Origin of the sequence: Bifidobacterium sp. (assembly GCF_051876855.1) — a bacterium.
Lineage (GTDB): Bacteria > Actinomycetota > Actinomycetes > Actinomycetales > Bifidobacteriaceae > Bifidobacterium.
Genome location: NZ_JBJEIH010000068.1, coordinates 1 through 8,943, shown reverse-complemented (window position 1 = coordinate 8,943; position 8,943 = coordinate 1). Strand labels below are relative to the sequence as shown.

General features: G+C 58.9%; 5 protein-coding genes and 1 tRNA gene. All 6 read right to left on the bottom strand.

The window, feature by feature from the left end; all coding sequences use genetic code 11:
* Positions 1-869 precede the first annotated feature (869 nt).
* Positions 870-945, bottom strand: a tRNA-His gene (locus tag ACI38B_RS04750).
* 358 nt (positions 946-1,303) lie between these two features.
* A complete protein-coding gene (locus tag ACI38B_RS04745; RefSeq protein WP_029576028.1) occupies positions 1,304-2,680 on the bottom strand; it encodes an aspartate aminotransferase family protein in 1,377 nt (458 codons plus the stop codon).
* Positions 2,681-4,097: 1,417 nt separating this feature from the next.
* Positions 4,098-5,333: an ABC transporter substrate-binding protein gene (locus tag ACI38B_RS04740; RefSeq protein ID WP_439729745.1), complete on the bottom strand. Its 1,236-nt coding sequence runs from the start codon at positions 5,331-5,333 to the stop codon at positions 4,098-4,100.
* Between the two features lie 50 nt (positions 5,334-5,383).
* Positions 5,384-6,406, bottom strand: coding sequence for an ABC transporter permease (locus tag ACI38B_RS04735; RefSeq protein ID WP_439729744.1), 1,023 nt, complete (start codon positions 6,404-6,406; stop codon positions 5,384-5,386).
* 19 nt (positions 6,407-6,425) lie between these two features.
* A complete protein-coding gene (locus ACI38B_RS04730) occupies positions 6,426-7,430 on the bottom strand; it encodes an ABC transporter permease (RefSeq protein WP_439729743.1) in 1,005 nt (334 codons plus the stop codon).
* Positions 7,427-8,611, bottom strand: a complete 1,185-nt coding sequence (locus tag ACI38B_RS04725; RefSeq protein WP_439729742.1) for an ABC transporter ATP-binding protein — start codon at positions 8,609-8,611, stop codon at positions 7,427-7,429. The genes ACI38B_RS04730 and ACI38B_RS04725 overlap by 4 nt, the downstream gene beginning before the upstream one ends.
* Positions 8,612-8,943: the final 332 nt, after the last annotated feature.

Sequence of the window (8,943 nt, the reverse complement as noted above, 5' to 3'; positions counted from 1 at the left end):
GAAACTCAGAACGCGCTCGCCGCAACCGCCGTGACCGCCGCGCAATCCAATCGCCTCGCGACCCACAATCTCCGCGGGAATATGACCGCCAGCCTGTGATGTTCATCGGCTCGCGCATTTCGTTCAGGACGATCCTGCAGCGACGCCAGATACCTACCTTGTTCACCGGACTCGCGTTCCCCCGATTCTGAATTTCTCCGCGAAGATGCCGAAATTGCCGAGATATTCAGAAAAATGTCTCAAAATCTCTCCTTCAAGCGCGATTGCGCGATTTATCGAGATTCCGCACCCGTCCCCGGTACCGTATGACTTCGGCAAACTGTTGATATTTCGCGGTTTTTGATGATGACTCGAATTGACCCGGATGAGCAACAATCACAATATCTCACGAAAATAGCCTCGGACGAGAGTTTTTCAGAAATTCTTCTGACTAACTCCCCGATTGATGCCTCATCTGAGAGAAATTGAGATTCCAGACTTCGACCTTGACTCGTCTCGACGCTTCCTGCCCTGGCGGCGACCCTATATCACGTGCGGGGAACGACAGGCAAGAAGGCATGTCAGTTGCCGTCCAAATCGCCCGCGGCGGCGGTAAGCATATCAAGGCAATCCACGAATACGGGACTTGATGCCGCGAACGACCATCAGCAAACAATCCGCCGTTAAAACCTGCGGGCAGCCGGGAGAATATCCACGCCCGACCTCAAGACGGATTATCTCCCGGATGTTTGCGGGAGTTATCGCGAACACGCAATTCCGGCGGCTTTCTCAGTTTGCGAAAAGGGGCAACGACCCGACGCGGGGACGCGCTGTCGCTGCACGGGCGCAAGTCGGGAAGAAAATGAAACCCCGGGCGAACCCGGGGTCGATGGGGTGGATAACGCGGCTCGAACGCGCGACCTTCTGAACCACAATCAGATGCTCTACCGGCTGAGCTATATCCACCATGTGGTGTCGAACCGAGGCAAACCTCGTTTCGCACAACAGTCAAAAACTATACACGATGTTCGGGACGTACGCTCCCCGGCGCGTCGTTTTTCCTGCAATCACTGAAATGTATGACACAAATCCCGGAAACTTCCGGCGTGTCGCTGCCGCCCGGGCGCCACGCCGCCGCAACACACCGCAACACTCCCCTCACCACACCCCGCACCGCCATGAACCACCCCGCAGAAGTGGAACGACCGTGGCCAAACAGCACCGCATGCGCGATGCCACTCGACCACGGTCGCGAATGACACCCCAAGCCGGGCAAGAGGAGTGCAGTGTATTGGAACCCGGCTTCGGGGAGGCTTGATTGGGGTTACTCTGCGGTCACGTCGTGCGCCATCTCAGCGAAGGCGTTGATATACGCGTCGCACGCAGCGTCGTCATGAGCCACGGACAACGTCCATTCCTCCTCACGTCCCGGAGTCATGAACACGCCGCGGTTGGCCGCATACAGCCAGCACAGCTGGTTCAAGTCGGTGCGCTGGCCCTGCTTGAAGGTCACGTAGTCCACGATCTTGTGCGGGGAGAAGGTGACGCAGCCCTTGGCTCCGAAACCGATGGAGTAGCCCGGGAAGTCATACTTCTTGATGACTTCGGTGCAGCCTTCCATCAGACGGTTGTTCAGATGATCGAACAGCTTGTAGGCTTCCGGGGTGAGCACTTTCTCGAGGTTGGCGCGGGCGGCGGCCACGCACAGCGGATTGCCGGAGTAAGTGCCGACCTGGTAGACCTCACCGGATTCGACGACGCTCATCACCTCGTCGGTGCCGCCGATGGCGCCCATCGGCAGGCCACCGGAAATCGCCTTGGCCATGGTGACCATGTCCGGGGTCACGCCGAACAGCTTGGTGGCGCCGCCAGGTCCAATAGTCAGACCGGTCTTGACCTCATCGAAGATGAGCACGATGCCGTGACGCTTGGTGATCTCGCGCACCTTCTCGAGGTAGCCCGGCTCCGGCGGCACGATGGACATATTCATCAGGCAGGCTTCCATGATGAGGCAGGCAGGAGCCTCGTCATCGGTTTCCATCTCGCGGATGCGGGCCTCAAGCGCGTCGGCGTCGTTGAACGGGACCGGCACGGTCAGCGGAATCAGGGACTTCGGGATGCCTGCGCCGTACGGAATCTTCTTCAAGTGGTTCTTGTCGCCGATGTTCTCGTAATCGCCGACGATGGAGATCATCACCGCGTCATGGTGGCCGTGGTAAGAACCGAAGATCTTCATGATATGGTCGCGGTGCGTGTAGGCACGGGCGATGCGGATTGCGTCCATCGTAGCTTCAGAACCGGAGTTGGTGAAACGCCACTTCGGCAGGCCGAAGCGCTGGGTCAGTTCGTCAGCGACGACGAAATCATCTTCATCAGGAAGCGCGAAATGCGTACCCTTCGGGAAACGCTCAGCGATGGCCTTGCCGATTTCCGGATTGCCGTGGCCTTGCACCATGGCACCGTAGCCGTTGTGGAAATCGTAGTATTCGTTGCCGTCCACATCCCACAGCTTGGAGCCGCTGCCGTGATCGACGTAGATCGGCCACGGATCGCGCAGCTGGTAGGAGGAGGCGACGCCGTTACACAGATGCTTGCGGGCTTCGTTGTACATCTCGCGGGACTTGCCGAGTTTGGCGTTGAGTTTCTCACCTTCCTTGGCGGTGAGTTCCTTGATCCTGGCTTCACTGATGCTGGCCGTCATGTCGAATCCTTTCCTTCGGTAGTCTTGCGATGCGATTTTCGTTGCGTTCTATCGACTTGACTACGAATTTCGTACATTCATAGGTAAAACCCGCATTATTTCGTTGGGATTTCTGATTCCGGAACTGTTTTTCCGCTCGTAACAATTCGTCAACATGGATGTTCGCTTTTTAGGGACGATTCGCAGCCGCGGCGAGCATCGCGCGGGCGCGTCCAGATTGCGGCCGATGGAGGATTTGGGGATTGGCCCGGAATACCAAGGATTCATGAGCCTCGATGTCACGGCCGACAATCGGCACCGGTGGTGTGAGCAAATCCTCACACGGACCGGCGGACATACCATCCACCAAACAATCGGGTGCGGGAAAGTGTCCGCCATGTGAGCGAATCCTCACACGATGACAGACTTGTACCGCGGAATCAACGATTCCGGACACCAAACCGGTCACTATGCGAGCCAATCCTCACACAACGACGGACACACAGTCCCCGCACTGCAACGTCGGCCACACCAACCGCCACTATGTGAGTCAATCCTCACACGATGGCGGATACGCAGTCCCCGCACTGCAACCCCGGCTACGTTAGCTGTCTGCGTGTGAGTCACACCTCACATAGGCACGACGCGGGGCGACGCTGGGCGACATCACTGTCGTTACGCGCCAGTACGTCATTGTGCAATAGATGCACACGGCGCATCACAAGCAAGCCAATCAGGCAAATAGGGACCAACGTTATTGCCTATCATCCCCGCAGGTGTTGCAAGCGCAAGCGTGTCTGAGCATCGGACTTGCATCCCCGCGTCTTCCCCGGACTCAGAGGATGCAATCGAGCTTGCCGTGTGGCCCGGGGAATTGTCAATCGCGTATGCCGAGACATGCGCTGCGCGCCCAAAGCAGGCACCCAGCAGCCCTGATATGCCGATAACGCGGCGCCGTGTATGCCCGGGCATACACAAGCCGGCAGATGTCAAGCGATTGTATCGTTCCCCTACGCCTTCCGTGTGGTTCCGTATGTCACCGCATGCGCAACCAGACGGAACGTCTAAAGCAATAGCTGTGGAACACCACGTGTGGGTCGTTTCCGATGAAACCGCATACGCAACCAGATGCGATACTTTGGTTCCTATATGCCCAAATCGAGAAACCGCAGTCAAGCAGCCCCAGTTAAGCAAACTCAGCCCGGCACGTCAGCTCGGAACTCCCCCAAACACAAACAAAGGGTCATCCGGAAGCTTCCCTCCAGATGACCCAATTGCCCCGAAATCATGCAACCCGCACAATCAGTCGGCTCCGAAACCACGCAGATGACACCGCGCAGACGCTGCAACCACGCATGCCGCGTAACCATGCAAGCCCCGCAAGCAGCACCCACCAGACAGCCGCGCCCGACGCACTTCTTGTGCAGCCGCACGCGTATCACTGCTTGAAGTTCTCGAACAGCTGCGTGTAATTGTCGTTTATTGCGTTCGAGCAGGCCTTCTCAGTCACTGCATGCTTGAGTTCATCCGCGCTCGGCACGATCGTGTTGGACGACCGCATCTCGCTGGGCAGCAACGCATCGCCGCCTTTGAGCACTGATCCGGCGCCCGCAGACTCGTCGATCGCTTCCTTGTTCTTCGGATCCAGCATGTAGTTGATGAAGGTCTTGGCCTGGTCGATGTTCTGCGCCCCCGCGGCAATCGCCATATTGTCCACGAACTGGGTGGTGCCGTCGGACGGGTAGACGAATTCGAGATCCTTGTTCGACTGCTGCGCCTGATAGGCGTCGTAGCTCCAGATCATGCCGATGACTTGCTCCCCGGAAGCCAGACGATCCGCCACACCTTCCGAGCTGACAACCCCGACCTTCGACCGGTAGGATTGCAGCAGATCGTTCGCGTTCTGATAGGCATGCGCGTCCGTAGTGCACTGGTCCGAGCCGACCGCACGCAATGCGGCGTTCGTCACCTCGATCGAATCGTTGAGCAGCTGCGACTTGCCATACTTGGAGGACAATGCGAAGAACTCTTTCCAAGAGGTCGGGATTTGCGACTTGGGAATCTTCGCGGTATTGACCATGAATCCCGTGTACCCCACCACGTAGGGCGCCGAATACTCGAGCTTGGGATCGTAATACGGGCTGGAGAATTCCTTGGAGATGTTCTTGCCGTTGGGGAGTTTGGACACGTCGAACTTGACGAGCATATGCTCCTTGATGAGCTGGTAGACCATGTAGTCACTCGGCATCACGATGTCATAGCCGGACCCGCCTGTGGACTGCAACTTGGCTTCCAGCGCCTCGTTGCTTTCGAAAGTGTCCACGGTGAGTTTGATGCCCGTGTCTTTCTCGAATTTCTTGATGACATCATCCGGCATGTACCCGGCCCACGTGTAGATGTGCAGTTCGCCGCCATGCGCCTCGTGGTAGGCGCCATTGGCCACGACATCGGTCGTGCGGGCGGAATCGGAGATGCCTCCGGAACATGCGGCGGCCGACAACAGGCTCGCCGACGCAAGGGCCACGCAGGCCGCTCGACGAAACAGGGTGGCGATTCTGCGCCCGGCACGGGTGGACCGTCGCGAGGCAGACGGGACGGAATCGGCAGAGGCAACAGGCATGGAGGACGTAACGGATACAACAGATGGCGTAAAGGCTGGTGAAGTGTGCATCATCGGCTCCTTTCTTCGATATGGTGGTGCGCTGACTGGCATGCCGCCGCTGTTCAGTCGTCCTTGCGGTTGGTCAGGACCGAGGAGATGACGGTCACGATGACGGCGAGCAGGAGCAGAAGCGTGGCGACGACGTTGATGCTCGGGTTCACGCCCTTGCGGATAAGCGAGAAGATGTAGATCGGCAGTGTCGTCGTGCCTGCGGATGTCAGGAAGTTCGAGATCATGAAGTCATCCATCGAAATCACGAAGGCCATAAGCGCGCCGGAGATGATGGCCGGGGCCAGCAGTGGCAGGGTGACGCGGCGGACCGTGGTGATTGGCGACGCGCCGAGATCCACTGCCGCTTCGAAGCACGAGGTGTCGATGGTCTGCAACCTTGCGCGCAACGGCATCACCACGAACGGAATGCAGAAGGTGGTATGCGCGAGAATCAGTGGCAGCAAGCCCGGCTTCAGGCCGATCATACGGATGAAGCCCATGGTGGCGACGCCGAGCACGACCTCCGGGATAATCAGCGACGCGTTGATCAGCCAGCCGGCGAGCGCCGAACCCGCCCGTGACATCTGGTCCGCGGCGAGCACGAACAGCACACCGATGGCCGTGGACAATACCATCGCAATGACGGCGACCTCCAGCGAGGTCAGGGTCGCCGAGATGATTGCGGGGTCGTGGAACACCTTGCCGTACCACGAGAACGAGAACCCTTTCCACAGCAGCGCTTGGCGGCCGCCGTTGAAGGAGAACATCACGACCATGAGCATCGGCAGATACAGGAACAGGATGACGAGCACGCTGATGAACGCGACGCCGGGGAAGGTTTTCAGCCGGTTTCGCCCGGAACGCCGGGTGCTCAGTGCCCGGTCGGGCTGCTTGTCTTCGAGCCATTGCGGCATTTGGGCGGAGGCGTGTTCGCCGCGTTCGTCGATGGTTCGTTCGACGATGGCGCCGAATTCCGCCGCGGTGCCGTAATCCATGTGGACGACCGGAGCGGTTTCGCTGTCGGGCGTCCCGGCGGCCGTGCGGATATCCGTTGCTTCACCGGTACGCTTGATTTCCTTGTTGCTGCTAGTCATTGCACTCACCTCGTTCTGTTCATACCGCCATGCCGGCGTCACGCGCCGCTTTGCCGCCGCCGATGCTTGCCACGACACCGCACAGCAGCGTGATCAGCAGAATCACCGTGGACAATGCCGCGCCGAACGGCCAGTTGCGTGCTTCAGAGAACTGGGACGCGATCAGGTTGCCGACCATGAGGACACGTCCACCGCCAAGCAGCACAGGCTGCACGTATGACCCGAAGGCCGGGATGAAGCACAGCGCAATGGCCGAGGTGACGCCTGGTTTCGCGGCGCGCAGGATGATCCGCCGCATCACGGTGAGTTTGCGGGCGCCCAGGTCGTATGCGGCTTCGACCAGACGGAAGTCGAACCCGGACAGCGCCGAATACATCGGCATAATCGCGAACGGCAGGAAGGTGAAAATCAAGCCGATCAGCGAGGCACCCGACGTGTACAGCAGCTGTTTGCTTCCGACACCGATGAACTTCAAGAAGCCGTTAATCGGGCCGTTTTCATTGAGGATGAGCATCCACGCGTAGGTACGGACAATGAGGTTCGTCCAGAACGGGATGTTGATCAGCAACACCAGCAGGCGCTGGGTTGACGGCTTGCGCAACGACATCCACAGGGCGATGAAGAAGGACAGCGCGATGCAGATGAACGTGGTGATGAGCGCCTGCCACAACGAAGTGCCAAACACCTTGAGATATCGCGGGTCGAAGGAGGTGCGGCCCAGGAAGTCCGTGGTGAACAGCAGCTTCTTGTAAGCGTTTGTGGAGAACTTGTAGACTACGCCGCCGCCGACATCCGGTTGGCTCATGAAGGAGAATGCGACGATGACGCAGATCGGGCCGAGCGTGAACAGCAGTCCGACGATAATAGCGGGAATCGAATACCAGTGCGACAGCATGCCGGGCTTGATGCTGCCTGAGGCGGCGAACAGGGTACGACGGCGACGAGAGGTCGTTGCCTTGCCGTCTTGCGAAGGCGCAGAAATCGGCGGCTTGCTGCCGTCCAAAGCGGAAGAGGTTTCACTCATCGTTCCACCACCCTCATATGGTCGGGGCTGACCGTCACGCCGACCTTCGCGCCGACCGTGAGCAGTTCGGCGTCAAATGGCGGGTTGACGCGGATCTGCACGGGCGTACCGTCGGCGAGACGGACATGGCAGCGGATGTCGGAACCCATATAGGTCACGGTTTCCACACTCGCTTGCAGACCGCCGTCCTTCGCCGCGCCAAGCGTAATGCGCTCAGGGCGGACGGCCGCGCTCACGGCCGTTCCCTTGCCATACCCGCTCAAATCTTGTGTCACGGGGAAAATCTTGCCTTCGACCTCGACCGAGCCGGCATCATGCACGGTGGCGTCGAGGAAGTTGATATCACCGATGAAGTCGGCGACGAACCGGTTGGCAGGCTTGTCGTAGATTTCCTCCGGGGTGCCGACCTGTTCGGGCTTGCCCTTGGAGAACACGGCGATATGGTCGGCCATCGACAGGGCTTCTTCCTGGTCGTGCGTGACGAAAATGAAGATGATGCCGGTCTCGCGCTGCAGACGCTTCAATTCGACTTGCATCTGGCGGCGCAGCTTGAAATCAAGCGCGGACAGGGATTCGTCAAGCAACAGCACCTTCGGGCTTTTCGCGAGCGACCGGGCGAGCGCGACACGCTGCTGCTGACCGCCGGACAGCTGACTGGGCAGACGCTTGCCGATTTCGCTCAGATGCACCAGATCGAGCATCTCCTGCGTCTTGCGCTTGATGTAGTCCTTCGGCTTCTTTTCCATTTCCAAGCCGAAAGCGATGTTCTGTTCCACCGTCATATTGGGGAACAATGCGTAACTTTGGAATACGGTGTTGACCGGACGCTCATATGGCGGCATCTCGTCGATGCGCTGGTCACCCAGGTAGATTTCGCCGGCATCAAGGGTTTCCAGACCGCCGATGGACCGCAGCAATGTCGTCTTGCCGCAACCGGAGGGGCCGAGCAGCACGAAAAATTCGCCGGCTTCGATGTTCAGGCTCACGTCGTCGATGGCGTGGACCAATTTGCCTTCCGCCGACCGGAAGGTCTTGCGGGCGCGGTTGATAGTCAGGCCGCTTTCTCTCAATTCCACGTCCTTGTCGCGGCCGATACGGACGCCGGTATCATCCGGCTGATGCGATTCCGCCGCAGATGATGACGGGACCGCATCCTGGACAGGTGATTGTGTCGTGGTCATCGCTCCTCCTTGGTAATTCGTCCGGTCATCCTGCGGCGTCTGTCCGCGGGACGCGTCACGTTCATGCGTGGCTGCGAGAACTTCGAGTTCGATAGCGTGCGAGGCTTGGTCTCTGCTGTTTTCGTTGTGATTCATCAAAGGTTGCGATGATTTCCGTTGCGTAAACGTAATATTGCGACTAAAAAAGCGGCGTAACGCGAAATTTTCCCCGCGGTCTCGCATCGTGAACAATGGCCTGCTGTGATGGTTGCATGAGAGTTCAACATGACATGCGCGAGCCATTCGCAGCGGGAACATCCGAGACACTGGACAATGAGACCAGCGCCGAGCAG